This window comes from Moraxella sp., from assembly GCF_024227015.1.
In the GTDB taxonomy this organism is placed as follows: domain Bacteria; phylum Pseudomonadota; class Gammaproteobacteria; order Pseudomonadales; family Moraxellaceae; genus Moraxella.
Genome location: NZ_JAAELD010000085.1, coordinates 1 through 1,293, shown reverse-complemented (window position 1 = coordinate 1,293; position 1,293 = coordinate 1). Strand labels below are relative to the sequence as shown.

General features: G+C 47.5%; 1 pseudogene. It reads right to left on the bottom strand.

The features are described 5' to 3' along the window. Positions 1–1,215, bottom strand: a pseudogene (locus tag GY683_RS01895) (nitrite/sulfite reductase); the annotation flags it as partial. Positions 1,216–1,293 lie beyond the last annotated feature (78 nt).

Here is a 1,293-nt window from a genome sequence, read left to right as displayed (position 1 = left end):
GATGCAGCTTGGACAGCTCTTGCCATAGTGCATACAGATCAGCAATCTTAACATCACCCAGCACCAGATTCTGATGGTGCGTGGCGCGAATCTCACCCAAGCTATAAGCATCCGCCAAATCTGCCAACGCGAACATCTGATCATCCGTCATGTCGCCCGGTGGGATGTATTTGCCATTGACGATGCCCGCCTTTAACGAAATCACGACCGCACGGTAGCCAGCCACTTTATGAGCCACAGTATTGTGTTCATACCAATTCTTAAAATCATTATCAGCCAGATATTCTTTAAGCTGATTTTGAGCTGCTAACGGGTCGATCTTCTCATATGACGGCGCGGTAAAATAACTCTCCGCCTTTGCAAAATGCGCATCCGTTAAGGTAAGCTCACCGCCTTTTAGATGCTGCCATTCATCAGCGACCTTTTGGGCAAATACTTCTTTACCCAGACTCTCCACCAAGATTTTGATGCGCGCCTTATATTTATTGTCACGACGACCTTCTAGGTTGTACACCCTTAAAATCGCATCAAGATAGCTGAGCAGATGTTCGCGCGGCAAGAATTCATTAATCACCTTACCAATAATCGGTGTACGCCCAAGCCGCCACCCACGATGACCTCAAAGCCAATTTGACCGTCTTTTTTGACGACGTGTAGACCAATGTCATGCACCTGCGTGGCAGCACGGTCAGCCTTGGTGCCGATGACCGCAATTTTAAATTTACGCGGCAAATAAGCAAACTCTGGATGAAACGTGCTCCACTGCCTAATGATCTCACAATACGGTCTTGGATCAACCACTTCTTCGCTGTGAATGCCGGCGTACGGATCGGTCGTGGTATTGCGGATGCAGTTGCCCGACGTCTGAATGGCGTGCATCTGATGACTGGCAAGCTTCGCCAGAATGTCCGGTACTTCTTCTAGTTTTACCCAATTTAACTGTAAATTAGTGCGCGTGGTAAAGTGCGCATAACCCTTATCAAAGTCACGTGCAATCTCAGCCAACACGCGCAGCTGATGACTTGCCATCAAACCATAAGGAATGGCGATGCGCAGTATGGGCGCATGACGCTGGATATAAAGTCCGTTTTGTAAGCGCAAGGGCAAAAACTGCTCTTCTGGCAACTCACCTGCCAAAAAACGCTGCGTCTGATCTCGAAACTGCTCAACGCGTTCATCGACGATTTTTTGATCGGTATAAGAATATTGATACATGATAATTTCCTTTGGCGGTAGGCTTAGGTGTCATGGCGACTTTAGGATTGTCATGTTAAGCATTTCACGCCAAAATTT